The 25,160-nt window shown below is 61.6% G+C and carries 24 protein-coding genes; 10 read left to right on the top strand and 14 right to left on the bottom strand.

Annotated features, from left to right (window positions below; all coding sequences use genetic code 11):
• The first annotated feature begins 42 nt into the window (after window positions 1-42).
• From tsaE to trxA, 6 genes are all read left to right on the top strand, one after another.
• Window positions 43-498, top strand: coding sequence for a tRNA (adenosine(37)-N6)-threonylcarbamoyltransferase complex ATPase subunit type 1 TsaE (gene tsaE, locus HNE_RS09335; protein WP_011646888.1), 456 nt, complete (start codon window positions 43-45; stop codon window positions 496-498).
• The gene (locus tag HNE_RS09330) at window positions 482-1,582 is read left to right on the top strand and encodes an aminoglycoside phosphotransferase family protein (protein ID WP_011646887.1); all 1,101 of its coding nucleotides are present in this window, start codon (window positions 482-484) and stop codon (window positions 1,580-1,582) included. The genes tsaE and HNE_RS09330 overlap by 17 nt, the downstream gene beginning before the upstream one ends.
• Window positions 1,579-2,304 (top strand): nucleotidyltransferase family protein, encoded by a 726-nt coding sequence (locus tag HNE_RS09325; RefSeq protein ID WP_011646886.1) that lies wholly within the window; start codon window positions 1,579-1,581, stop codon window positions 2,302-2,304. The genes HNE_RS09330 and HNE_RS09325 overlap by 4 nt, the downstream gene beginning before the upstream one ends.
• Entirely contained in the window at window positions 2,294-5,347 is a 3,054-nt protein-coding gene (addB, locus tag HNE_RS09320) for a double-strand break repair protein AddB (RefSeq protein ID WP_011646885.1), read from the top strand. Before HNE_RS09325 ends, addB begins: the two co-directional genes overlap by 11 nt.
• Window positions 5,340-8,846: a double-strand break repair helicase AddA gene (gene addA, locus HNE_RS09315; protein WP_011646884.1), complete on the top strand. Its 3,507-nt coding sequence runs from the start codon at window positions 5,340-5,342 to the stop codon at window positions 8,844-8,846. Before addB ends, addA begins: the two co-directional genes overlap by 8 nt.
• 64 nt (window positions 8,847-8,910) lie before the next feature.
• A complete protein-coding gene (gene trxA / locus HNE_RS09310; RefSeq protein WP_011646883.1) occupies window positions 8,911-9,231 on the top strand; it encodes a thioredoxin in 321 nt (106 codons plus the stop codon).
• A 21-nt stretch (window positions 9,232-9,252) separates the two neighbouring features.
• Here the strand turns inward: trxA and HNE_RS09305 are convergent, their stop codons facing one another.
• Window positions 9,253-10,194 (bottom strand): ABC transporter ATP-binding protein, encoded by a 942-nt coding sequence (locus HNE_RS09305; protein ID WP_011646882.1) that lies wholly within the window; start codon window positions 10,192-10,194, stop codon window positions 9,253-9,255.
• A 118-nt stretch (window positions 10,195-10,312) separates the two neighbouring features.
• On the opposite strand from HNE_RS09305, the gene HNE_RS09300 reads away from it, so the two are divergent.
• From HNE_RS09300 to HNE_RS17995, 4 genes are all read left to right on the top strand, one after another.
• A complete protein-coding gene (locus tag HNE_RS09300) occupies window positions 10,313-10,516 on the top strand; it encodes a zinc-finger domain-containing protein (protein ID WP_011646881.1) in 204 nt (67 codons plus the stop codon).
• 33 nt (window positions 10,517-10,549) lie between these two features.
• Window positions 10,550-11,737: an FAD-dependent monooxygenase gene (locus HNE_RS09295; protein ID WP_011646880.1), complete on the top strand. Its 1,188-nt coding sequence runs from the start codon at window positions 10,550-10,552 to the stop codon at window positions 11,735-11,737.
• A 72-nt stretch (window positions 11,738-11,809) separates the two neighbouring features.
• Entirely contained in the window at window positions 11,810-13,186 is a 1,377-nt protein-coding gene (locus tag HNE_RS09290) for an L-serine ammonia-lyase (protein ID WP_011646879.1), read from the top strand.
• Between the two features lie 91 nt (window positions 13,187-13,277).
• Window positions 13,278-13,625 carry a helix-turn-helix transcriptional regulator gene (locus tag HNE_RS17995; protein ID WP_011646878.1) on the top strand — a complete coding sequence of 116 codons (348 nt, stop codon included), beginning with the start codon at window positions 13,278-13,280 and terminating at the stop codon, window positions 13,623-13,625.
• A gap of 28 nt (window positions 13,626-13,653) precedes the next feature.
• On the opposite strand, the gene HNE_RS09280 is transcribed toward HNE_RS17995, so the two are convergent.
• From HNE_RS09280 to HNE_RS09220, 13 genes are read right to left on the bottom strand one after another with little or no spacing between them, the layout of a single operon-like run.
• Window positions 13,654-14,142 (bottom strand): hypothetical protein, encoded by a 489-nt coding sequence (locus HNE_RS09280; protein ID WP_011646877.1) that lies wholly within the window; start codon window positions 14,140-14,142, stop codon window positions 13,654-13,656.
• Window positions 14,139-14,897 (bottom strand): type II secretion system protein N, encoded by a 759-nt coding sequence (gene gspN, locus HNE_RS09275; protein WP_035591167.1) that lies wholly within the window; start codon window positions 14,895-14,897, stop codon window positions 14,139-14,141. The genes HNE_RS09280 and gspN overlap by 4 nt, the downstream gene beginning before the upstream one ends.
• A complete protein-coding gene (gspM, locus tag HNE_RS09270) occupies window positions 14,894-15,385 on the bottom strand; it encodes a type II secretion system protein GspM (protein ID WP_011646875.1) in 492 nt (163 codons plus the stop codon). Before gspM ends, gspN begins: the two co-directional genes overlap by 4 nt.
• Entirely contained in the window at window positions 15,382-16,485 is a 1,104-nt protein-coding gene (gene gspL / locus HNE_RS09265) for a type II secretion system protein GspL (protein WP_011646874.1), read from the bottom strand. Before gspL ends, gspM begins: the two co-directional genes overlap by 4 nt.
• Window positions 16,485-17,456, bottom strand: coding sequence for a type II secretion system minor pseudopilin GspK (gene gspK, locus HNE_RS09260; protein WP_011646873.1), 972 nt, complete (start codon window positions 17,454-17,456; stop codon window positions 16,485-16,487). The genes gspL and gspK overlap by 1 nt, the downstream gene beginning before the upstream one ends.
• The gene (gene gspJ / locus HNE_RS09255) at window positions 17,453-18,073 is read right to left on the bottom strand and encodes a type II secretion system minor pseudopilin GspJ (RefSeq protein ID WP_011646872.1); all 621 of its coding nucleotides are present in this window, start codon (window positions 18,071-18,073) and stop codon (window positions 17,453-17,455) included. Before gspJ ends, gspK begins: the two co-directional genes overlap by 4 nt.
• Window positions 18,070-18,444, bottom strand: coding sequence for a type II secretion system minor pseudopilin GspI (gene gspI, locus HNE_RS09250; protein WP_011646871.1), 375 nt, complete (start codon window positions 18,442-18,444; stop codon window positions 18,070-18,072). The genes gspJ and gspI overlap by 4 nt, the downstream gene beginning before the upstream one ends.
• A complete protein-coding gene (locus tag HNE_RS09245; RefSeq protein ID WP_011646870.1) occupies window positions 18,444-18,950 on the bottom strand; it encodes a GspH/FimT family pseudopilin in 507 nt (168 codons plus the stop codon). Before HNE_RS09245 ends, gspI begins: the two co-directional genes overlap by 1 nt.
• 8 nt (window positions 18,951-18,958) lie before the next feature.
• Window positions 18,959-19,417 carry a type II secretion system major pseudopilin GspG gene (gspG, locus tag HNE_RS09240; RefSeq protein ID WP_011646869.1) on the bottom strand — a complete coding sequence of 153 codons (459 nt, stop codon included), beginning with the start codon at window positions 19,415-19,417 and terminating at the stop codon, window positions 18,959-18,961.
• A 12-nt stretch (window positions 19,418-19,429) separates the two neighbouring features.
• Window positions 19,430-20,641: a type II secretion system F family protein gene (locus HNE_RS09235; RefSeq protein ID WP_011646868.1), complete on the bottom strand. Its 1,212-nt coding sequence runs from the start codon at window positions 20,639-20,641 to the stop codon at window positions 19,430-19,432.
• Window positions 20,628-22,118, bottom strand: coding sequence for a GspE/PulE family protein (locus HNE_RS09230; RefSeq protein WP_011646867.1), 1,491 nt, complete (start codon window positions 22,116-22,118; stop codon window positions 20,628-20,630). Before HNE_RS09230 ends, HNE_RS09235 begins: the two co-directional genes overlap by 14 nt.
• 7 nt (window positions 22,119-22,125) lie before the next feature.
• The gene (gene gspD / locus HNE_RS09225; protein ID WP_011646866.1) at window positions 22,126-24,087 is read right to left on the bottom strand and encodes a type II secretion system secretin GspD; all 1,962 of its coding nucleotides are present in this window, start codon (window positions 24,085-24,087) and stop codon (window positions 22,126-22,128) included.
• The gene (locus HNE_RS09220) at window positions 24,084-24,959 is read right to left on the bottom strand and encodes a type II secretion system protein N (RefSeq protein WP_011646865.1); all 876 of its coding nucleotides are present in this window, start codon (window positions 24,957-24,959) and stop codon (window positions 24,084-24,086) included. The genes gspD and HNE_RS09220 overlap by 4 nt, the downstream gene beginning before the upstream one ends.
• Window positions 24,960-25,160: the final 201 nt, after the last annotated feature.

Genomic DNA, 25,160 nt, shown 5'->3' with positions numbered 1-25,160 from the left:
AAACCGAGGTTGCGCAAGGTCAGCGCAAGGCTAGGAAGAGGTATGACCGACTCTTTTGTGCTTGAGGATGAAGATGCCACGCTGTCGCTTGGCAAATCGATCGCAGGAATCCTGCGGGTGGGAGACTTTGTGGCGCTGCATGGCGACCTTGGCGCCGGCAAGACGACCCTCACGCGGGGGATTATTCAGGCACTTCTAGGCGGCCAGGAAGAGGTGCCCAGCCCGACTTACACTTTGGTGCAGGTGTATGACGGACCAGACTTTCCGCTTTGGCATTTCGATCTCTATCGGCTGGAAGACCCCGAAGGGGTGGAGGAACTCGGTTGGGACGAAACGGTTGAAGGGGTTGCGCTGGTAGAGTGGCCCGAACATGCCGGGCGACATCTGCCGCAGGTGCGGCTGGACGTGTTGCTTGAAATTCACGGGGATCAGCGATGCGTGAGACTGGAACCCAAGGGCGAAGGCTGGCAGGAACGGCTGCATGGATTCAGCCACTGACTCGCGCACGCTTGAGATAGACCGGTTCCTCGCCAGCGCGGGCGATGGATGGGACCGGGCCATTCGCAAACCCCTCAGCCAGGATGCTTCGACCCGCCGGTATATCCGACTCCACAGGGAAGATGGGGTGACGGCGTTGCTGATGGACGCGCCGCGGGTGGAGGATGATCCCTGTCCGCCCGGCGCTGACCGGGCGTTGCGGGAGCAGATGGGCTGGAATGCGATGACGCGGCTGGCGGCGTCGCGGGTGGAGGCGTTTGCGCTGATCGCCGGGCATCTGCGCAGCCTGGGGCTCAATGCGCCGGAAGTGTACGCCTTCGATGCGACGCAAGGCTTTGCATTGATTGAGGATTTTGGGGATGGTCTTGAGTTTGCGCGAGTTATAGAGCGGGGAGAAGCCGACGAACGGGCGCTTTACCGTGCGGCGGCGGAGACGCTTGCGGTTCTCCACGCCGCGCCTGTACCTCAACTGCTTGATAATTCTGGCATTCAGTGGCCGATCCTCGACTTTGACGCGGTAGCGCTCGGGGCGAATGCGGACCTTTATGCCGACTGGTTGCCGCTGGAAGTGGGTGGAACGAAGTTGACCGGCGCGGCGCGCGCGCGCTGGGAAGGCGAGCGGGATGCCCTCATCGAAAAAGCCGTTTCTTTTCCGAGGACTTTCACGCTGCGGGACTATCATGCCGAGAACCTTCTCTGGCTGCCTGGCGGGCGAGTGGGGCTTCTGGATTTTCAGGACGCGGTGCGCGGATGGGATGCCTGGGACATGGCAATGCTGACCCAGGACGCGCGCAGAGCGGTCACGCACGCGGCATCCGAGGACGCGATCGGGACATTTCTGGACAAAACGGGACAAAACCGGACAGATTTTGACGAACGGCTGGCCGTGATCGGCGCTCTTAACGCCCTACGGATTGCCGGGGTGTTCTCCCGCCTTCAGCACCGCGACCACAAACCTCGCTATGGCGAATTCCAGCCCCGGCAGCTTTCCATTCTTGCCCGCAATCTCGCCCATCCGTCGCTTGCCGGCATGCGGGCGTTTGTTCGCGAGCAGACCCCTTTCGTCTTTGAGGCCAAGTCATGAGTGTTCCGGTTCCGCATACGGCGATGGTGCTGGCCGCTGGTCTGGGCACGAGGATGCGGCCGCTCACGGATGCTTGCCCCAAGCCGCTGATTGCGGTGCGCGGGCGCAGGCTGATTGACCGGGTGATCGAGCCGCTGAAGGCGGCAGGCGTTCGCCGCATCATCGTGAACGTGCATTACCTGCCTGAGCAGATTGAGGACTACCTGAAGGGGCTGACGGACTTTGAGGTGATCGTTTCCGATGAGCGGGGAGAAGTTCTGGAGACGGGTGGGGGCCTGGCGAAAGCGAGGGGGTTGCTTGGCGACGATCCCGTGTTCGTGCTGAACACCGACGCGTTCTGGTCTCCCGAGACGGCGGACCCGCTTCTGGCATTGGCAGAGGCCTTTGACCCGGCGCAGGAGGATGAGCGGCTGCTGGTGGCCGACACTGGCCGCGCGCTGGGCTTTGATGGGCCGGGCGACTTCTTCATGGAGGCCGATGGCCGCCTCAAGCGGCGGGGCGAGGCGGCGTCTGCGCCCTGGGCGTATGCCGGCGTGCGGATCATGAAGCCTCAGGTTTATGACGGGCGGCCGGTGGAGCGGTTTTCGGCGGTGAAGGTGTGGGATGAACTGATACCGCAAGGGCGGGCACGCGGGCTGGCGCTCGATTCCTTCTGGCTTCATGTGGGCGATCCGCAGGCCCTGAAGGATGCGGAGATGTGGGTGGCCTGTCATGGCGGCTGATGCGCTGTTCGGGCCGGATGCGCCGCGCATCCGGACGATTGCGCCGGGCACAGCCTTTGTGAAGGAGCTGGCGCGCGCGCTGGCAGCCGAGACATCTCTGGCAACGAAGCCTGACGCGTTGGCGGATGCCATCATTTATGTTCCCAACCGCCGGTCTGCGCGCGCCCTGTCTCTGGCGCTGTATGATGCGGCCGGGGAACAGACGATCCTGCCGCCGGACATTCGGGCGCTGGGGGATCTCGACAGCGGGGAGCCCCCGCCGATTGCGGAGCAGGCGCTGTCCGGCGCGGCGCCGCCCCTATCTGGCGCCAAGCAGCTCGGCGTGCTGGCGACCCTGGTGCGCCATTATTATCAGAACGCCATGGGCACGGAGCTGCCACCGGCCTCTGCATTGTCTGCGGCACGCGAGCTAGGCCGTCTGCTGGAACAGGCGGCGATGAGCGAGAATGCGGACTGGAGCAAGCTGGAGACGCTGAGCCTCGGGGATATGGCGGCGCATTGGAGCCGGTCGGCAGATTTTCTGAAGATTGTTACCGAGCTGTGGCCGGAATGGCTGGCGGAGCATCGCGCGTCTGATCCGTATAAGGAACGGCTGCGCGCGGCGCGGGCGTTGGCCGATCATTGGCGGGACGCGCCGCCTGCCGGGCCGGTGATTATTGCGGGGTCCACCGGCGCGACGCCGCCGGGACGCATCCTGATGCGGGCGGTGCTGGACCTGCCGCAGGGGCTGATCGTTCTGCCGGGGTTGGATACGCTGCTGAACGACAAACAGTGGGAGTCCGTTATCAAGGCGCCGGGACACCCGCAGAACACGTTGATCCGGACCCTGAGAGCGTTGGGGCGGGCCCCCGAAAGCGTGGCGCCGTGGCCGGGGATCAGCGAAGATGGCCCGGCGCGCGCCCGCGTGCGGCTGATCCATGAAGCGCTGGCGCCCGCAGAAGAAACAGCCGACTGGCGGGCGACGCTGGAAGAACTGGCCGCGGCGAGCAACCAGCCGATTGAAGAATTTGTACGCGATGGCCTGACGGGCCTGAGTATCGCAAATACGCCCAACGAAGCGGCAGAAGCCGAAGCGGCCGCGCTTCTGATGCGCGAGACTCTGGAGCGGGAGGGGCAGACGGCGGCGCTGGTCACTCCAGACGCTGGTCTGGCGCGGCGCGTCTCAGCGCTGCTGGGGCGTTGGGGCATTCATGTGCCCCCGTCGGCGCCGGTGCCTTTGGGCCGGACGCAGGCAGGGAGCCTGATTGGCCTGTGTGCGCGATGGGCAGCAGATCCCGGAGAGCCAGCGGTTCTGGCGGCGGTATTGAAGCATCCTTTCGTCCGTAAAAAGATGGATTCGGGTCTGCTTGATCTCTACTTTTTGCGCGGCCCTAGGCGTTGGAAAAGCTTGGACGATCTGGCGCACAGCATTGATATCCGGCACAAGCTGGAGCCGCATTCGCCTTTCAAGCGGGAAGATCAGGATGAAGCGATCCTGCTCGTGCAGCGCCTTTCGGAAATCATGGAGGAGAGCGGCGCGGACTTTTCTATTCTCGATGGTGTGACGGCGGACGCCGCCGCCAAACGTGTGGCGGACCTGGCTGGCGCGATCAGCGAAACGCCGATGCCCTGGGCAGGAGAAGACGGCGCAGGCGCATCCAACCTGTTGCAACGGCTGGCTGAGCTTGGGCCGTTTCTGGGCGAGATGAGCCCTGAAGCCTTTGCAGATCTGGTAGATGCAGAATCGTCCAACCTGCCTGTTCAGACTGGCGAGCCGGAGCATCCAAGGCTTTCCATCTGGGGGCCGCTCGAGGCGCGCCTTCAGTCTGCGGACCGGTTGATTTTGGCTGGTTTGAATGAGGATGTCTGGCCGGAGAAACCGCCTGCCGATGCATTCCTGCCGCGTCGCTTTCGCGCTCCGCTGGGTCTCAACGATCCTGAGGAGCGGATGGGGCTGTCGGCGCATGACTTTGCCCAACTGGCGGCGGCGCCGCATGTGGTGATGCTGTCTGCGGCGCGGCGCGATGATAGTCCGTCGGTCGAATCGCGCTGGGTCTGGCGTTTGCGCACGCTGGCTGAGGGCGCCTTTGGTGATCGCACCGCAGAGCTTCTCAAGGGAGAAACAGGCGCTCTGCTTGATTGGGTAAGCGCGTTGCAGACGCGGGGCGTGGGGACTTTACCGGCTGATTTTTCGGCAGAGCCAACGCCCCGCAAGCGGACGCCGGCAGAATGGCCCACCCGGCTTTCGGTGACGCGTGTGGACCGGCTGCAACGCGATCCCTATTCGATCTGGGCGGAATCCGTTCTGGGCCTGCGGCAGGTGGATGTGCTCGGCGCGCCGCTGGCCAGCAATCTGCGCGGCACGGCGATCCATGCCGCGCTGGACGCGTTTGAGAAAGAGGGCGTGGCCAAGGATGCCGGCAGCTTGCTGGAGCTGATCCGGGTAGAACTCGCGCGCACGGGCGAGCCGGAGTCTTCCTGGGCCGGACGGTTGGCGATCTGGCAGGATGTGGCTGACTGGTATCTGGAGTGGCGGGCCAGCCGGGACATCGGCGGCAAGTTTGTGCGCGAGGTGCGCGGGGAAATCAGCGTCGAGATTGCCGGGCACCCGTTTGAGCTTTCCGCCACCGCAGACAGGATCGAACGCACGGCCACTGGCGAACTGGTGATCGTTGACTTCAAGACCGGGCAGCCGCCAACGGACAAGGCGATTGATGCCGGCTATGATCAGCAGATGCCGTTGCAGGCGATCATAGCCTCCAAGGGCGGGTTCAAGAATGTACGGGCCGCGCCTGTGGCCGCGCTGGAATATGTTGCCATTCGTGGCCGGCCGGAAGCGCGCCGGATTGCCGAGAGCAAGAACAGCCCGAAGACGCTGGAGGAGCTGATAGCGGCGGCGGCCGATGGATATGTGAGGCTGGTTGCGGCCTACCGTGATCCGGAGGCGGTGTTTGCGTCGGCGCCGCGTGTGCAATTCGTGAAGTATGATTACGGCTACAACCTGCTGGCGCGGCGGGCGGAATGGAACCGCGATACGGCTGGCGGAGATGGCGGCGATGAGTGATCAGACGGCGGAAGGAGACGCCTTTGCTGCGGCCATTCGGGCGCAGGCGGATGCGGCCAATCCGGATGTGTCGGCTTACGCCACGGCGAATGCTGGCAGCGGGAAGACAAAGGTTCTGATCGACCGGGTGGCGCGGCTGCTGTTGCGGCGCGAGGACGGGCGGCCGGGGGCAGACCCAGACTCCATTCTCTGCATTACATATACGCGCGCGGCGGCCAACGAGATGTTGACCCGGCTTTTCCGGACACTGGGCGATTGGGCCGTGAAGGAAGATGACAAGCTGCGCGAAGCCTTGTCGAAACTGGAGGGGCGGGCGCCGGAGAAATATTCCAGGGAAGACCTGCGCGATGCGCGGCGGCTGTTTGCGCGCGCGCTGGAGACGCCGGGCGGGCTGAGGATCGAGACGATCCATGCGTTCTGCGCGCGTATCCTGAGGCGGTTTCCATTGGAGGCCGGGGTGGTGCCCGGCTTTGCCGAGATGGAGGACCGGGACGCAAAGGCGTTGTGGCAGGCGGCAAAGGACCGGGCGATCCTTGAGGCAGCGCAGAGCGCGCCGGACGAGCTGGCACTCATTGCGCGCGAGGCGATGAATGAAGGCGCGGCAAGCGCGCTGGACGCGTTGAAGGGTTCCGGCGCGGCGGTGCTGCGATTTGCCGAGCGGCATGATTTTGTATTTGAACGGATGATGGAGGCATTGCGGGCGGACCTTGGTGCGCCGGTGGAAAGCCCGGCGGAAATACTGGCGGCGGCGATGGGGGACCGGTTGCCACGGGATGTGATCCGGGAGGCCATGCTGGCGCTGCTGAAAGGAACAGCAACGGACCAGGGACGGGCGGAGGTTCTGGAAAAGGTTCTCAATGCGGAAACGCCGGAGGCCATTTGGGCGGCGTATGCGCCTTTCTTCCTGACCGACAAGGGAGAGTTCCGGAAGCAGAACCCCTACACCAAGACGCCTGGGCAGCTTTGTCCGCTGTTGCCGGAGTATTTCCAGATCAAGGATGGCGAAGGCCGGGAGACGGCGCGGGTTCGGGAACTGGTGGAGGTATTGCAGCGGGCGAAGGCGTTTGCGCGGACGGCGGCGCTGATACGTATCGGGTTGCCGGCGCTGGAGGCGTACCGGGATGAGAAGGCGCGCCGGGGGGCGCTGGACTTTGATGACCTGATCCAGAAGACGCGAGCCTTGCTGGAAGCCGATGGCATGGCGAGTTGGGTGCTCTACAAGCTGGATGGCAGCATTTCGCACGTGTTGCTGGACGAGGCGCAGGATACGAGCCCGGACCAGTGGGACCTTATCCGCGCGCTGACGCATGAGTTTGGATCAGGCGAGGGGCGCGATTATTCGCAGGACCCGCGGACGATGTTCATCGTGGGGGACGAGAAGCAGTCGATCTACTCGTTCCAAGGGGCTGAGCCGGAACGTTTGCTGACGGAAACGCGCCGGCTGGAAGAGCGGATGGCGGGCGCGGCGGGTGTCGAGATGCTGATGTCGTTCCGGTCTGTGCCGGAAGTTCTGACCTATGTGGATACGGTGTGGAACAATTCTCCGCCGATTGATGTGGGGATTGGCGGTATGCCGCCGCGGACGGCGGACAATACTCTGCACACGGCGCGCCGCTGGAACGAGCATGGCGCCGTCGAGATATGGCCGATTGATCCGAAGATTGCCGATGATGAGACTGATGCCTGGGCACGCCCGGTGGATGTGGTGCGGGCAACATCGCCGAAGGCGAAGCTGGCAACGTCTGTGGCGCGCGCGGTGCGGCGGATGATCGACCGGGGCGAGACGGTGTGGGACGGCAAGGCGCAGCGGGCTACGCGGCCGGAGGATGTTCTCATTCTCGTCAGCAAGCGGCAGGGCGGATTGTTTGATTCTCTGATCAATGCGCTGAAGGCCGAAGGGCTGCCGGTGGCAGGGGCCGACCGGCTGATCCTGACGGATTTCATCGGCGTGCAGGACTGCCTCAACCTTATGCGGTTTGCGACGCTGGATCTGCGGGACCTGACTCTGGCAGAGATTTTGCGCGGGCCGTTCTGCGGGCTGGTGGATGATGACCAGTATCTGTTCTCGCTGGCCTCGCGCCGGGCGAAGGGAGAGACGCTTTGGTCTCGCGTCAAGGCGAGTGATGACCCGGATGTTCAGCAGGCGGCACGTTTCCTTCAAGGCTTGTTCGACCGGGCGCATCTGCCGCCGTATGAATTCCTGAGCCATGTGCTCGACCGTGTCGGAGAGGGCGGGCAGACAGGATGGGAACAGCTGAATGCGCGCCTGGGCATGCCTGCACGCGACCCGATTGAAGCGCTGTTGTCACGCGCGCTGAGCCATGACAGCGCGGGGCCGTCTTCGTTGCAGTCGTTTGTCGCGTCGATGGAAGCGGAAAATGTCGAGATCAAACGCGACCTGGCGGAGGCTGGCCGGGAGGTTCGCGTGATGACCGTTCACGGCGCCAAGGGGTTGCAGGCGCCGATTGTGATCCTGCCGGATACGACGTTCAAACCAAAGGCGAGCGCGCCGTCGGTATTGGAGAGCGCGAACGCCGTGGTCTGGTCGCCGCGCAAGGATACGGACGCGGAAGCGTCCAAACGGGCGCGGGCGATTGCGGAGGCCAAGGCGCGCGAGGAGCACCGGCGGCTTCTGTATGTGGCGCTGACGCGGGCGCAGGACCGCTTGATCATCGCCGGGCATTGGCAGGGGCAGGCAGGCGAAGACAAGACCGGGTATGAGAAGGACTCCTGGTACGCCCTTTGCGACGCCGCCATGGATTTGCTGCCTTTTGAGGAGACCGATCAGGGGCGGCGGTATGGAAAGGTCACGACCGTCGCAGAGGCTGATACCGATTCCTCTTTGGGCGTCGGGGGATTGCCGGAATGGGCGCTGAGACCGGCGCCGATTGATCCGGTGGCCCGGAAGCTCTCGGCACCGACAAGCCTGCTTGGCCCCAAGACCCGGATTGTTGCGCCATTCGATGCTGCCCGCGAGGAACGCCTGAAGCGCGGGCGCGCCATCCACGCCTTGCTGCAATATCTGCCGGAACTGCCGGAAGACGGGCGCGAGGCAGCGGCGGATGCCTATCTCTCACGCGATGCGGACCTGACGGATGGTCAGCGGGCAGAGATGAAGGCGGCGGCCTTGGGCGTAATGCGCGATCCGGCGCTGGGCGCAATCTTTCAGCCGGGTGGGCGCGCAGAAGCGGCCATCATCGGTAAATCCAAAGACTTGCCTGAAGGCACGGTGATCAATGGGCGCGTGGACCGGCTGGTGGTGACACCGGAGCGGGTGTGGGTGATCGACTTCAAGACAGACCAACCTGCGCCCGACCGGCCAGAGGATGTAGCCGATACCTATGTGGCGCAGATGGCCGCGTACTGGGCTGTGCTGAAGACGGCCTTTCCCGAGCGGGAAGTGGTCGCTGCGCTGTGCTGGACAGATGGGCCGCGCCTGATGCGCCTGCCGGAAGCGCAGCTTTTAGCTGTGCTCACAAGTGCGCGCGGGATGGTTTGACTTGCCCAAAGAGTCCCTATGTACCCAACTGTAAATCTTGAATGACGGCAAAGGAGCCGCAACCATGGCAGCGATCAATGTAAATGAAGACGATTTCGACGGCGTCGTCACCGAGTCGGAAACACCCGTCGTCGTCGATTTCTGGGCCGAATGGTGTGGCCCCTGTAAGCAGATGTCACCGCATCTGGAGGCCGTTTCCGAGGAAATGACCGGCAAGGTGAAGATCGTCAAAGTAAACGTTGACGACTATCCACTGGTCGGCGCCCGTTATGGCGTGCGCGGCCTGCCAACGTTGCTGATGTTCAAAGGCGGCAAGGTCACGGCGACGCGCAATGGCGCCATGAACCGGCAAGCCCTCACGGATTGGATCAAACAGAGCCTTTAAGGCTCTGTTTTTCCATATCTTTCAGGCCGTTTCGCTGGTCAGCGAGATAAATACATCTTCAAGATCCGGCGCTTCGGTCGAGAGATCGGAAATGCTGATACCGGCCGTGCGGACCCGTTCCAGCAAACGGCCGATTCCCGTTTCACTGGTGCGGAAGGTGATGGCGAGTCCGCCATCTTGCCGGAGCTTGGCGTCCATTCCGGCAAGGTCTGCCGGCACCGCCGTTAGCGGCTCTTTCGGATAAATGACGAGCGTCTTGTAATCGAGGCGTGAGAGAAGCTGGGGCGTAGGCTCGCAGGCGACGATTTCGCCGTGATTGACGATCGCGATGGTGTCGCAGAGCTCCTCGGCCTCTTCGAGATAGTGTGTGGTGAGGATGATTGTCGTGCCCTGTGCGTGCAGTTCCCGAACATAATCCCAGAGGAGGCGGCGCAGCTCGACATCCACGCCCGCAGTCGGTTCATCAAGGATGAGAACGGGGGGATTGTGGACGAGGGCCTTGGCGACCATCAGCCGGCGCTTCATGCCGCCTGAAAGCTGACGCACATAGGCATCCTTCTTGTCCGCGAGACCAAGCGCGGTGAGGATTTCCACAGTCCGGCGCTCTGCTTTCGGGACGCCGTAGAAGCCCGCCATAAGTTCCAGCATTTCAAAGGGGGTGAAAAAGGGGTCTGCCACGACTTCCTGATTCACGACGCCTATGGCTGCGCGGCTCTGGCGGGGGGATTGGTCGATGTCGAGGCCCCAGATTCGCGCTGTGCCTGATGTTTTTTTGACCAGGCCGGCAAGAATATTGATGAATGTGGATTTGCCTGCGCCGTTTGGTCCGAGCAGGCCGAAGATCGATCCTGTAGGAATTGCAAGATTGATTCCATTAAGTGCTTGTTTTTCCGGCATTTTACCGGCGGCAGCATAGGTCTTCCGCAGATCGCGGACTTCAATCGCGTAGGTAGGGTCTGGCATGGTCAGTATTTTCCCGATGGCAGGGCGCCTTGCGCGGTCCATGCCCAGACTTTAGTTAGGGGGCCGCTGGCTGCGTCGCAAGCAATCGCGTCACGGCCAATTCAGGAGAACCCAAGGCATGCCCGCCAGACGCGATGTTTTTACGCCGCCAGAGATTTCCATGGTCTCGAGCCACAAGGTTTCCTGCAATGGAGGCGGCGGCGCCCTCGGCCATCCGAAGGTATGGTATGAGATGGGCGACGAGGATTTCGTCGAGTGCAAATATTGCGATCGCCGGTTTATTCTGATCGGCGGAAAGCAAGACCCTTCACAAGTACGCTAAGGAGGCGGCCCCAACAGGACCGGCGGGAAGCCCATGCAGATCCTGATTGCAGGCGGCGGTATTGGCGGACTGACAGCGGCGCTGGCGTTCCTGAAGGCGGGACATTCCGTGACGGTGCTGGAACAGGCGCCGGAGATTGCTGAAGTCGGCGCGGGCCTGCAGATCAGCCCCAATGGCATGAAGGTTCTGGATGCGCTTGGCGCGTCGGCGCGCGTGGCACGCGACGCATTCCGACCACGGGCGCAGGAGTTGCGGTTGGGGCGAAGCGGCGCGCGGATATTCAGCATACCGCTGCGCGAAGCCTCTCAGGCCAGATGGCGCGGCGAATATCTGCATATTCATCGCGCGGACCTGATCGAAGCGTTGACCGGATGTGTGGTGGACCGCGCGCCTGACGCGATCCGCCTGGGCGCGCGCGTGACCGGGTTTGAGCAGAGCGAAGCGGGCGTAACGGCGGTTCTCAGCAGCGGTGAGAAAGTGTCCGGTGATCTGCTGGTCGCTGCCGATGGCATTCACTCGGCCATTCGCACGCAGATGCTGGGACCAGACAAGCCACGCTATACCGGGAATGTTGCCTGGCGGGCAGTGGTTCCGGTCAACAAGTTGGGCGATTATCCGCCGCCGGAGACGGCATGTGTTTGGGCGGGCAAGCGCCGGCATGCGGTGACCTATCGCCTGCGCCGGGGCAGTCTCGCCAACTTTGTCGGGGTCGTGGAGTGCAATGACCCTGGCGACGAGTCCTGGACGGCAATAGGCGCGCGGGAGCAGGCGCTGAAGGATTTCAAAGGCTGGAATCCGGTGGTCCAACGGATCATTGATGAGGCGCCCCTGTTGATGCGCTGGTCGCTGTATGACCGCCCGGAGTTGCCCAGATGGCAGGAGGGCCGGGTCGTGCTGCTGGGGGATGCGTGCCATCCGATGCTGCCCTTCATGGCGCAAGGCGCCGTTATGGCGATCGAGGATGCGTATGTGCTGTCGCGGGAGCTGGCGCGGGGTGGGCAGCCGGAAGCGGCGCTGCAGGCGTATGAGGCCAAACGCAAACCGCGGACGACGCGCGTGCAGAATGTTGCGCGCGAGAACGCGCAGCTGTTTCATCGGTCCAACCCGCTTTACCAGCTTGGAACCTATGGTCCGATGTGGATGGCGGGGAAGTATCTTCCCTCGGTCGTGCATGGACGCCATGATTGGCTCTATGGCCTTGATGTGACGGAGCCTGACTGACGCGGGTTGCGGGGGCGGGCTAATTCGGTCACCACTTTGAAAAGTGTTACGCAGAGGAAACGGCCCCTTCAGATGTTGTCGGTATTGGATATTTTTCGGGTTGGCATTGGGCCTTCGAGTTCGCACACGGTGGGTCCGATCCGCATTGCAAACCGGTTCATGGCGCATCTGGCCAGTTCGGAAAAGCTATCGCGAACGGCACGGATTGAGGCAGAGTTGCAGGGGTCACTCGCGCTGACGGGTGTGGGGCACGCGACGCCCAAAGCCGTGGTGCTGGGTCTGCTGGGGCTCGACCCTGAAACGCTGGATGCGGAGGAAGCAGACCGGCTGGTCGCGCAAGCGTATGAGCAGAAGGTGCTGCCATTGCCCGATGGCCGGAAGATGAAATTCGATCCGGAGACGGATATTCGGTTTGCCTATGATGTCATGCCAGACCTGCACCCGAACGGGCTTCGGATCAAGGCATATGACGAAGGCGGCGAAGTGATTGCCGACGAGACGTGGTATTCCACGGGAGGCGGATTTATCGCGACGCGCAAACAGCTGGAAAAGCCTGTCGAGGATGACATTCTGCCGGTGGGGGACCCTGTGCCGTTTGGTTTTACCTCGGCTGCTCAATTGCTGGAACTCTGCCAGACAAATGGCCTCGGCATTTATGAGGTCATCCTGGCGAATGAAGACGCCAAACGGCCACGCGAGAAAACAGAAGCCGCGCTGGACCGGATTGCGGCGGTGATGATGGCTTGCATTGATCGTGGATTGATGCGGAAGGGGGAGCTGCCGGGCGGCTTGAAGGTTCGCCGCCGCGCCCCGGAGATCTGGCAGAAATTGCAGGAGGGCCCGCCCTCCAATGAGCGCGAGCAGTTGTTCGATTGGCTGAATGTTTATGCCATGGCTGTGAATGAAGAAAACGCTGCGGGCGGGCAGGTGGTGACGGCGCCAACAAATGGCGCGGCCGGTATCATACCGTCCGTAATCCGGCATTATTGTGCCGATACCGAAGACGCGCCGGAGCGTATGCGGAAGTTTCTGCTGACCGCCGGCGGGATTGGGCTGCTTTACAAGCAGCGGGCGTCAATTTCGGGCGCTGAGATGGGATGCCAGGGTGAGGTGGGGGTCGCTTGCTCGATGGCGGCGGGCGGTCTTGCGGCGGTTTGGGGCGGCACGCCACAACAGGTGGCTAATGCGGCGGAGATCGGGATGGAGCACAATCTGGGGCTTACCTGCGATCCTGTAGGCGGCCTTGTGCAAATTCCCTGTATTGAGCGGAACGCGATTGGCGCCGTGAAAGCGGCCAATGCTGCCCGCCTGGCGCTGCATTCCCTCGAACAGACGAAAGTCTCTCTGGATCAGGTTATCGAGACGATGCGGCAGACCGGATTGGACATGTCATCCAAATATAAGGAGACCAGCCAGGGCGGTCTCGCGGTCAATGTGATCGAATGCTAGTGCATTGACACAAAACATTATCACAGCCGACACCGAAGTGTAGCGGAACCGCAGTAGCGCTGCATCCTGTATGACAGGGGCAGCGGACAAAATGCACGATCCAAAACTCGTCTATTCGCTTGAGGTGCGCGTGATCGACCTTGAGCAGAAGGTGGCCGAACTTGAGAGCAGTCTCAAGGAGATAACCAACGGCCGCGTAAAAGGGGCTGATCCCAACATTGTGCCTCTGCCGCCGGCCTTGCTGAAGCGGATCAGCGATGGGGAGCATCCGGTTCGCGTGGTTCGCCAATTCCGGTTGATGACGCAGAAGGAACTTGGCGAGCTTTGCGGGATCAGGCCGAACCATATCTCCGCGATTGAGCGGGGCATGTCCTACGGCCTCAAGACTGCCAAGCGCCTGTCCGATGCGCTGGCAGTGCCGGTGGACCTGCTTACCTGATCATTGGAGGCCGATTATCCGGGCCCGATTATCCAGGAATACACGCGCGGACCCCGGTGACAGGGAGCACCGTTTCCCAGCCGTCAGCGCCGGTCGTAACCAGGCGGCCGGACTCTACACGTTGTCCTCCCTCCAGAACTTCTCCTGGATTGAGGGTGAGGTTGACCGACCATTTGCCGTCTGCTGACAGATACTGAATCTGGGTGAAAAACTGGCCGAAAACTTCGCCATTGCTATCGGTCACCACAAGCGTCATCGGCGCGCCTTCATGAAGCATCAAGGCTTCACCGGATGAGGCTTCGGTGAAGAATGTGAAGCGGCGCGGCGCCGCCATTCCCCAAAGAAAAAGGCCGCATTCGCCTGCGGCGAGCGTTTGCGGCGGCAAGCCTTCTACCGGTATGTCCGCGGCAACCGAGTCCATAGCCGACGCAGGGGAGCTGTCTTGTTCAGCTGCAGGCGAACTGGCACATGCGCCGATGCAAAGCGCCAGGAATGCAGGAGTCAGTAAGCGGATCATCTTGGCACCTCGCGAGGCAGAGCAGGATAGCGATAGACGTATGTGTTGCCGTCAGGAACGAAGCCGGCAATGGGCAGGCCGTATTGGTATTGTTGCGGAATCACGCCGGAGACACGTGCCTCGAGATTGCCGTTTCCATCAATATTGAAACGGGCAGTGGCGTCGAGTTGTGTGCCGGATGGATTTGCTGACTTGAAGGGTATCAGAAGCGCATCTCCGTCACAGGAAAGTTCACCTGCCATGTCCGGCCAACCGGGCCCTAAAACGGCGGCGTTTTTTCCCAGCGCGTCGCTCCACGCCTGTCCGTTGGCTTTATCGCAGGCACCCTTCCGGAAGCGGATGATGTCGCCGGTGAGCCGAGCTTTGCCACCAGATTGGCGTATCCACGCAGCAACGCCATCGAGCGCGGCGAAGTCGAGTTCAATGTTAAAGTCTCGAAGCTCCGTGGTTCCCGTCGCATAGGCTGCGGCTTTGCCGGTACCTTTGCCAGAAGGGCCGGCCCAGTCGAAATCATACTCTATGCCAAGAGCCAGAAGGGAGACCGGATTGAGCTTCAACGTGGCATCACCGAGCACATCCTGGCCAGCTCTAAGGCCGGTAATTCTGCCGCCCATCAACGTGCCTTCAGCCGAAGTCCAGCTCAGGCCGCGCGCTTCGGCGCCACTGGTTTTCAGAATGAAACTCAAGGGGGCAAAGGCGACAACGCCAATTACAAAGCCAGCGATCAGGACCAGGAGGAGCAGGAAACGCATCATGAGACACCATCAAGGCTGAATTCAGTGTCTGCGTCCATGCTGCCATCTGCATTCTGTGTAAGAGACGCCGCGCTGACAGACACGCCCAATCCCGTTTCGACCTGCTCAACCCACTGGAAGAAGGCAGGTCCAGACACAGCTGACAGTTTCACCCGGAAGGAAGAGGGGCTTGCAGGCTCCGAGCCGCTGAGCAGCAGGTTGCCTTCACGGGCCATCCGTTCAGCCTCTGACAGGAGGGCTGCCGTATCCTGAGTGGACGGTGCAGTCGCGTAAGGGAGGATTGTTTCGCCTTGCTGCATCAACGATTCTATGCGGTCCAGACGCGCCAAGGTTTGCGCAGATTGCTCATGACTGCGCTTTGCCCTTTCAAGGGTGTGGATCGCCGGGTTCAGGACGAGTTGCCAGATGACGGCGACTGCCAGGATGAACCCTGCAATCGCGAGCAGCATTTTCTCGCGCGGAGTGCGCGTGTTCCACCAGCCGGTCATGGCACGGGCTCCAGGATGATCTGTGTCGTAGAGCTCTCGTCGCCGGCTACGGGCTCTGGTGACGTAACTTGAAACCCTCTGCTTTGAAGGAAAGAGATTATCGCCCCCAAGGCTTCTGGTGATGGACTGCTAAGGTCGACTGTCAGGCGGTTGTCGGTTCCCTCAAACTTCAGAGCTGTTATCTGGGTGTTGGTGCTTTGAGCGACGGCTTCGTAGAGCGCGGCAACAGATGTACGGAAGTCCAGCGTGTCGGGTGTTGCAGCAACGGCGAGCATCTCCCGCGTGGCTTGGTCCATATTGGTGGGGATGGCGGCGACTGGAAACAATGCGGTGTAGCGTTCGGCGGCCCGCTTTTCTGTTACCTCCTTGGCGTGGTTATAATTACGCGCCTCCAGGATAAGTGTGCCTGTCCAGACCGAAGCCGCGGCGATCGCGATGCCAGCGGCTTTGCGCCATGCGCTGACGCCTTGTTTTGCGGATTTTGTAAGCGTGAATGGGCCAGTGCGGAGATTTACGGCGGGACGGGTCGTGCTGCGCTCCGCCAGGCGAATTAAATGGAGGCCGTCCTCTAGCGACGGCTCCAGGGTGGGCGCGGAGAGCGCATCGCGCGCCTGCTGAGGGAGCGCGGCATCTATCCCGACAATACGGTTGCCTTCTCGCTGGATGATGCGATCACCCAAATTCACGGGATGATCGATGTCCGTAAACAGACATTGTTCCGACAGGATTTTCTCAGGCGCTAGCCCGGCCTTGGTCAGGAGATCGATCCAGGATTTCATCAAGGATCTGTCGACGACATAAATATCGCGTTCGGCCGTCTCTTTAAGGCGCGGACCAAGAACGATATGAACGTCCTCGACCGGCTGAGCGAGTTCATCCTCAATGGCGTAAAGCGCAGCCCGCGTTGCTTCCGTTTCGTTTCGCCCTGGCACAATGGCTCTGAAGTGGCCGACTGAAGTGGCAGGAGCGAAAGCAACGCAACTGGCAGCACCGAAAGGACCGCGGTGATTTACAATCTCGAGGCGGTCGCCGCGTTCCTGGGCAATCTGGATCAAACCATCCGCATCTGAAGGGAGGGCTACATAGAGAACAGATTTCATTATTCTTCCCCCGTCCTGCGCCAGACAATGGTGGGGGCGGCTCCGCCACCGGCGGAAATGACGAAGGAGAAGGGCCAGCTTCCGCCGTCCAGAACTGTTTGCCCTTCGGCCAGGTACATGCTGCTGGTTGTCGACAAGGCTTCCGTCCGCTTCTGACCTTCAGGGATTGTGCGTATGTCAGGGAGTGCTTCGAACTGGTCAACACCCGGCCATCCTGTTTCCGGCCGATTTTCGAGTATGCGTGTTGCCGCCGCCAGAGTGAGAGCCTCGGAATAGCTGGCGCGCAGTAGCGGTGCCTGATCCGGGCGGAGGGTATTTATATTCAGTCGCGACATCAAAGGCTCCCGCCGGGCGCAAATGAAAGGTTCCAAAGCGTCCTGAAGGGCCTTGGAATACCCCAATACTGAGGCCAGTTCGCGGGGGCTGTCCATGAGCTGGTTTGCAGCCCGGTAGGCGGGCTGCAATGTGAGATAATATCCGTCCTCCGCGCCGCCCTGGCGTGCGTCACTGTCTGCATCAAGCCAATCACTGAGCGCGTTGGCGAGGCTGGCTGCGTCAGTGGTGGGGATTTCCATGTCGCCCAGGAGGCTGATCCAGGATAGGCGCGCGAGTGTAGCGGCGCCTTCATCTGGACTACCCAGAGCGTTGACATTGAAGCAGTTGGACGCGTCCGAAACTTCCAGAGACACAACGCCGCCCCGCACCGGAATAACGACAGGCTCCATGAGGCCGGTCGTCAGGGGTGTGAGCTGTCCATTGGTGAGGGTGGAGAGTTCACCAACAGCACTGAGCGCCAGAGCTTCGGCCGAATAAGCTGCCCAGCTGGCGTCGGAGCGGCGGGCGGCGGCTTTTGCCAGATCGGTTTGCCGGGCAATCGCTGTCGTCGCGATGAGAGCTGCAACAGCCAGGGCCGCAACGATCAGGAGTATGGACAGCAGGGCAGCGCCGCGTTGGGGATGAGGTTTTATCATTCGCGCAGGCCTAGGCGAAACAATGCAGTCAGTGTGTCTTCTTCGCCAAATGACATCGTCAGTTCAATCTTGTCCGGGAACGGAGTGTCTGCCGATGAGGCCGGCACGATCCAATCAGACTGCCAGCCTTGTTCGCGGCCATAGCGGACGGTTATATTTTCCAGGCCGTTCAACAATGTCTGTTCGGCAATATCCGTGCCTGGCCCGGCATCCGGGGCGCTCCATGACCGCCGGATCAAGGCGCCGTCAACGAAGCTATATTCAATGCGTTGCAGGTCGCTGCGAGGATGCCCGGCGGGATTGGGCCAACCATTGCGAATGAAGGTGACGATCCGCCCGTCGAAGCGGACGGGCTGGCCCTCAAAGCGGGTTGGCAATTCAGATGTGGCGTCGGAGCGGCTGGGGCGATCGACAAAGGCGGAGAAATCGTCCCGGATGACGGAGAGTGCCGTCTGTAGTTCCTGCGCGTCAGAGCCTCGATCCTCAACAAGACGGGCACCGCGCAGGGATTGGGTGAGCATGATACCGCCAGCGGTCGCAAGCAGCGCCACCACGAAAAGAGCGATCATTGTTTCTACGAGCGAGATGCCCGACTGAGATGCGCCTGCGGAGCTCATGGCGCGCGCTCGCTACGATGCAGAAGCGTCAATTCGCTGAGGATGGATTCCTCCTCACCTTTCAGCTTTACACGGATTGAAATCTGGATCAGGTCAGCCCGTTGGGCGGGTGTTATTGTTCGCTCCCACTCGAAGGTTTGCCGGCGCTGGGACGCTTCTCCTGCGGTTCGGCCAACGACTTGCAATTGAGCATCGGTGACGGTGGAGACGGCAATATTTTCCGCGACCAGGCGGGCCAGGGTGCGGTCTCCAAGCTGTGCGCTGATGCGTATGCTGTTGGTATTCAGAGATATGAGTCCCATGGCGGCGGTGGCGAAGACTGCGACCGCTACGAGCGCTTCCATGAGGGTGAAGCCGCGCTGATCATTCATCAGCGCACCTCAGTACTGACGCGGCCATCTGCCAACAGGGTAAGGCTCGTTCTGGAGTTGTTGCGCACAAGCTCGATCGAGACGGGAGCCGTATGGCCCAGAGGGTCGAAGATGACGGCAGGGAGCGCCGTTTCACCTTCTTCCGGAGCCATGGGAGCCTTGCCATCGATTTCAAAGCGGATGCCGGACGGAAGTTGATAGCTTTGGAGCGGGCGCCAGTTTCCATTCTGCCAAATGGCGGGCGTATAACTTTGCCCCTCAATGATCAGCCCCATCGGCTGCCCCGTGACCAGTGAGCGCCCGGCGGTTTGCTCCAGGGCTTCCTGCAAACGATCTGCTTCCTGCTTGTGGAGCGGACGGGCAGGGATGGTCAGGAGGATAAGGGTCGTTGCCACACCGATTATGGACAACGTTACCATGATCTCGACAAGCGACAGCCCGGCCTCTGGATCACGCAAAGGTGCCTGAGCGTCGGAATGCTTCGCAGGGGAGAAAATGTCGATCAAGGTTTGGGTCAGTCCCAGTTGCCGATGTCTGCGTCATTCCCTTCGCCGCCGGGTTGGCCATCCGCGCCGAAGGAGAAGACGTCAAAACGGCCGCCCGAGCGCGTGCCGGGGAAGGTGTACTGGTAGGGGTTGCCCCAGGGGTCTTCCTGAACGCGGCGGATGTAGCCACCGGGACGGTAGAGCGTGGCATCGACGCCGGCGGGCGGGCTGGACAGCGCGGCGAGGCCCTGATCCGTGGAAGGATAGGAGTAGAGGTCGAGGCTGTACTGCTCGAGAGCATTCTCAAGGTTTGAGATGTCGGCCTGCGCTTTGGTCACGCGTGAGCGATCGCCGACGGGCGCGACATTGACGATGATCAAAGTGGCCAGGAGGCCCATGATGAAAACAACCACCATCAGTTCGACAAGGGAGAAACCCGCCTCACTGCGGCGGACTTCTGCAGTCTTTGTTTCTGTTTCGGGGGACATGAAGACGCTCCTTTATCCGAGGGCGAGAGTGTTGAGCTGCATGATGGGCAGCATGATCGATAGAACGATTGTGCCGACGATCCCGCCCAGGAAAATAATGATCATGGGTTCCAGGAGTCCTAGGGCAACATTGGTGGCGGTTTCAAATTCGTCTTCGAGGAAATCGGCGGCGCGGTTCATCATAGCGGGGACGTTGCGGGCGGCTTCGCCGCTGGCGACCATGTGGACCATCATCTGGGGGAAGACCCCTGTGGATTTCATTGCCGAAGAGAGTGCGCCGCCGCGCTGGACGATCTCCAGGATTTGATCGGCCGCGGAGCGAAACACCATATTTCCCATTGCGTTACGGGCGCCAGAGAGGCTTTCCAAGACTGTCGCGCCGGCGCCGGACATGGTGGCATGGATGCGGGCGAAGCGCGCGGCGGAGACTTTTCGCGCCATGTCTCCGAAGAAGGGAATCCGCAGGACGAAGGCATCCCAGCGCAGTTTCCAGGCGGGCGCTTTCAGGACAATCGTGGACAAATAGAGACAAATCGCGCCCCCCACGAGCACAAAGAGCCCCCAATCGCGGACAAATCCGGACAGTCCAATGACAAACCGGGTCAGCGGCGGCAGCTCGTCGGCGCCCAACATCGCAAACTGCTCTACCAGCTTGGGCACCACCCATACCATGAGGGCGGTGACCATCAGCGTGGCCATGATGCCAAGGATCGCCGGATAGATCAGAGCCGAGCGCACCAGGGTGCGGAGCCGGTAGCTGCGCTCAAGATGGTGGGCGAGTTGATCCAGGACGAGGCCAAGGCGGCCCGACGACTCACCAGAGGAAACGACTGCGCGGAAGAGGGGCGGGAAGGCGCGCGGCGCTGCGCGCATCGCTTCGGCGAGGGTTGAGCCTTCCATAACCTGCGAGCGTACACCCAGGAGAAGGCCGCGCTGGGGAGAAGCGTCGCTGTCGCCCGCGGCAGCAGTGAGAGCCTGTTCGATGGTCATGCCGGAGGAGACGAGCACGGCGAGCTGGCGGGTCAGCAGGGTGCGGTCCTTTTCGCTGAGGCGGCCGGCCCCGGCGAAGCCCAGCGCTTTTTCGCCGCGCGCCTCCGTGAGCGCGACCGGCGTCAGCTGGCGATCCCGGAGTTCCTTCCGGGCGGCGCGGGCGGTGTCAGCCGAGATGACGCCGCTGGTGCGCCGGCCATCTGCTGTCAGGGCTTTGTATTCAAACGCTGCCACCGAACCACGCCTCCCGGCGGCAGACGTGCAGCAACTCCTCAGCACTTGAGTCGCCGCTCAACACATGCCGCAGTCCATTCTGGAAGAGCATATCAGATTTGGCGAAGGCTGAGCGCTCAATCTGCTCTTCGGTTGCCCCCTCATGGATCATGCGGCGGATCGCGGTATCCACAAGCAGAAGTTCATAAACACCGAGGCGGCCTTCATAACCCGTCTGCCCGCACGAAGCGCAGCCGACCGGCCGGTAAAGGGTCAGGTCTGCCCGGTCTTCAAGGCCCAGCCGCTCCAACAGAGCTGGGGGTGGGGCGTAAGCTTCCTTACAATGAACGCACAGGCGGCGCACCAGCCGCTGGGCCAGGATTGCACGCATCGTGGAGGCAAGCAGAAAACTTTCCACGCCCATGTCGCGCAGACGCGTGATCGCCCCTGCCGAGCTGTTCGTGTGGATGGTGGACAGGGCGAGGCGTCCGGTCAGCGCAAACTCAAGCGCAACTTCGGCGGTCTCCGCATCGCGAATTTCGCCGACCATGACGATGTTGGGATCATTCCGGAGGATCGAGCGCAGTGTGGCGGCAAAGGTGAGGCCGACCTTGTGATCCATCGGGGTCTGGCTGATCCCGTCGAGGCCGTATTCTACCGGGTCTTCCAGCGTCATGATATTGACGCGACCGGTATTGAGCTGGGCAAGGGCGGAATAAAGCGTGGTGGTTTTGCCCGAGCCCGTGGGGCCGGTTACCAGGATCACGCCGTTGGGCTCGCTCAATGCCGTGCGAAAACGCTTCTCCGTGTTTTCGTCCATGCCGAGGGTTTCGAGACCAAGCAATGCCTGTTTGGTATCGAGTATACGCAAGGCAACCCGTTCGCCGTAGCGTGTTGGAAGGGTCGCGACACGAACATCCAGAGCGCGACCACCGAGCGTCAACGAGATGCGGCCGTCCTGGGGCATGCGTTTCTCTGCAATATCAAGGCGGCTCATCACCTTGATGCGTGAAACCAGCGGGGCGGCAACGCGGCGGGACGCCGTGAAGACTTCCTGTAGCTCGCCATCAATCCGGTAACGGACAGACATTTTGTCTTCAAATGGATCAATATGAATATCAGATGCCCGGCGACGGATGGCGTCCTGAAGCAGGCCGTTGATAAGTGTGATGATGGGGGCTTCGGTGTCACCGGCCAAAAGGTCTTCCGTTTGCGGAAGGCCGTCAAACAGGCTTTCCAGGTCGCCGCCCGTTCCGGCGGCGGCTTCGGCAGCGCTGCCGTCAAGCCGCCCTTGACCGAAGCTCTCCGACAACTGGCGCTCGTACTGGGCAGAATTCATGGCTTCCAGATGCACCGGGAGTCCGGTGACGCGGCGCGCCTCAAGCAGCGCGGCCGGGTCTGCGCCCTCGCGAACGGCAAACGTCAAATCCGACCGGCCGGGGATAACAACAATCCCCTTGTCGCGGGCAAATGAGTAGGTGACCTGAGCGCGCGCCATGAGAGGATTATTGCGGCGGCTGGACCAGTTGCGTGGCCGGGCCGCCGGTGCCCAGAACTTCGCGTATGTACTGGTCAATGGAGCCGGCCGGGGATTGCTCCCGCATCAGCTCCTCAGCCTGTACGTAGAGGTATTTCTGCTGAGTGACGGCCTGCGCATCTGCCTTGTTGCGAACGATGGTGGGGCGAATGAAGACCATCAGGTTGCGGCGCGTCGCGGCCTTGCCCTCCGAGCGAAAGAGGCGTCCGACACCCGGAATATCGCCCAGAACCGGAACCTTGGTGTCGCGGAGCGTATCTGTCTGCTCAACCAGGCCGCCGAGCACAATGATCTCGCCATCATCGGCGAGAACGCTGGCGCGGATCTCCCGCTTGTCGAGGATCAGATCCGGCGTCACGGTTCCGACGCTGCCGAAGACGCTGGAAACTTCCTGACGAATGTCAAGACGAACGGTATCGTTCTCGCCAATGCGTGGGGTGACTTCGAGCTGGATGCCGATGTCTTTGCGCTCAACTGTGCGGAAAGGATTCGAGTTCGCCTCGCCCAGAACCTGCCCCGTTGTTACGGGAATCTCCTGGCCGACAATCAGCGCGGATGTTGCGTTGTTGAGTGTCATGCCAAAGGGCGTGGACAGGATGCGTGAAGCGGTATCGTCTTCGACTGCATTGAGAATGACGCCGAACAGATTGTCGCCGGATGTGCCGCCAAAGCCGAGTGTAAGGCCGGAAGAACCGGTCAGTGAACTGATGGCGGCTTCGCGAAACGGGTTTTCTGCGGCTGGGTCTTCGAATGCATCGGTAACCAGCGCGCCTGTCAGTGCGAGGAGGTTTGGCGCCGCGCGGGAGAAGTTGGTGGAGGCAAAGGGAACGTCGCCCCCTGTGCCGGCCAGAAGGAATTGCAGGCCCAATTCACGGGCTGCGTCATCCGACATCTCGACGATAATCGCTTCCACCATAACCTGGGGCCGGCGGACATCGAGCGCGGTCACGACACGTTCCATCGCGAGGATGGTCTCCGGGTTGGCGCTGATGATCAGGGAGTTGGTGGGGCCGTGATGGGCAATCGTCTGGGCAACGGGCGCCGTTTCAGAAGGCGCGCGCTGCATCGCCATGCTGTTTGCGACGCGCTCCAGAATAGGCACGACTTCTTCTGCATCGGCATAGTTCAGGGTGATGACCCGGACGTGATCCCGCTGAGGGTTTGTGGCGTCCAGTTCGAGCGCGACGCGCTTTGCGCGCTCTACGGAGGTAGCGTCGCCCCGGAGAATGATGGAGTTGCTTGTGAGGGAGGCAACAGCCGAGAGGCGCGACGGGGCTTGACCCTGTTGCGCCGAGGGATCGCCCTGCAGCCGTGTAAGGACGGTTTCAATCTCCACGGCCGGAACGTTGGTGAGCGGTACAGTTTCCGTAACCGTCTGATCGCGGTCCAGTGTTTCAATGATGCGGCGGACCCGCTCAAGATTTGAAGCATAGTCGACAACGACAAGCGTGTTGGTTCCCGCATTGGCGACAACCTGCCCCTGAGCGTCCAGCAACGGCTTGATCATCTGTGCCGCTTCCATTGCATTGGCGCGGTCGAGCTTGATGACTTCGGTTACGAATGCATTGGGGCCAGGGCCAGACATGGGCGCTTCTGTGGACGCGATGGCGCGGGGCACAATACGGTAAGTGTCCTTGCCGGCGGGAACGGCCGCGAAACCTTGAATTCGCAATGTCGTCAGGAAAACCTGGAAAAGTTCCGTAGTCGTCATTGGCGTTTGCGAAATGACCGACACTTTCGCCCGGCGCACATCCGGGTGGGTGATGAACGTGTAGCCGGTGAGCATCGAAATATCTTCGATGAGCGTGTTCAACTCGACATCTTCAAGGTTCAGGACGTGCTTGTCCTGTGAAGGGGCGGGCGCCTGAGCTGTCGCGAACTGGGAGGCAGAGAGCGCGGCAACCGCCGCGAACAATATACGCTTGGTCATTGAGAAAGGCCGGAATCAGGAGAGAGCCGTAGGCGGACGATCGCGCCCCGGCGAACAACATCAAGCGCAATGACATCCGAAGACATGACGGCCGCCTGAATGGCGTCGGGCCCCATGCCTTCGAGGCTGGCTCCGTTGACGCGAAGAACAAGATCGCCTGTCTCCAGGCCCGCAGCTTGGAAATGGCCTTGACCGCGGGGCGACAGGCGATAGCCGGTTACAGCCCCGTTGCGCAGTTCGGGCTGCATATCAATGTCGGTCATGAGCAAAGCCGGGGTTACGGTTTGCGGTGTGGAGGTGGCCGTCTGACCTTGATCTGTTTGCGGGGCAGACGTTGTTGGCGCAGGCGCGCCGCTCTCATTGCTGGAAGCAGCGAAAAGCGGCTTGTTGGGGTCTTTCAGGAGAAGCTCCTGAAGCTGACCATTAAAGCGCAGGAACACGCGGTCGGCTGCAACCGATTCCAGAATTGCGCCGGAAATGATCTGGTCGCCAGCGGCAACGCGCTTTTGCGTATTGTCGGGAAGGATGAGGACGGCGCTGCTTGTGCCAGCCTCGCCATCGGACCAGCGAAGGCCAGCAATCTGGAGGTTCAGTGATGTCGGGATGGCGGCCTGAGCCATATCGGGCGACGCGGCCTGAAACGGGTCTGTCTGAGTTAGAAGCGACAGGGATGACGGAGCGCTCGAAGCGTCAGCCAGGGCAGGAAGGGGAGGCGCCTGAAATGCGCCGGCGGCGTTGCCGGGGGCGACGATGACCCAGGCAAATCGTGCGAGAAGAAGACCCGTCGTAAGGGCGAGTACAGCTTCAACCGCAGTCCGGCCAATCGAACCATATGCCAGCCGGGCGCCGCTTTCTGGTCCGAATAGTTTCATTGCCATGGCCTCCTGTGAGGTGTTCCGAATGCTAAATCACACTTGTGCGACAGTTCTGAGACGAAGGCTGCCCTGAGGATGCGGGAATTCAGCTTCTCTACCCTCAAACTGTATCCGCTTTTCCGTAGCCTGAAACAGGCGCGGGTTCACTAAAAATGTGAGGCGCAGCAGGCAGTTATACCTTGCTGCGCCTCTATTTTC

The organism is Hyphomonas neptunium ATCC 15444, assembly GCF_000013025.1.
Taxonomy (GTDB): domain Bacteria; phylum Pseudomonadota; class Alphaproteobacteria; order Caulobacterales; family Hyphomonadaceae; genus Hyphomonas; species Hyphomonas neptunia.
The sequence above is the reverse complement of the archived record's forward strand: the minus strand, read 5'-3'. Positions and strand labels throughout refer to the sequence as shown.